The organism is Cupriavidus sp. SIMBA_020 (assembly GCF_046535395.1).
Taxonomy (GTDB): Bacteria; Pseudomonadota; Gammaproteobacteria; order Burkholderiales; family Burkholderiaceae; genus Cupriavidus; species Cupriavidus campinensis.
Genome location: NZ_JAWRWU010000990.1, coordinates 1 through 259 on the forward strand (window position 1 = coordinate 1; position 259 = coordinate 259).

The 259-nt window shown below is 68.0% G+C and carries 1 protein-coding gene; it reads right to left on the minus strand.

Annotated elements, in window-relative coordinates:
- Positions 1-259: cation-transporting P-type ATPase (locus tag SB751_RS32435; protein ID WP_410749314.1), on the minus strand; the 259-nt coding region annotated here is incomplete at both ends.

Here is a 259-nt window from a genome sequence, read left to right on the forward strand (position 1 = left end):
GCGCTGATCGTCACCATCGCGAGCAGGATCGTCATGCCGACGTAGTCGCGATCGTCGGGCGCCGCGAACCAGACGTCGGTGCAGAAGCTGATCGCGGCGAGCACCAGCAGCACGTAGACGAACGGTTTGTGAAACGCGTGCAGCAACTGGCGCGTCCAGTGCGGCGGCTTGTCGTGCGCGATTTCGTTGGGGCCGTGGTGCTGCAGCCGGTCGGCGGCCTGGCCGTGCGTGAGGCCGCGTGCACCGGTACGCAGCGCCT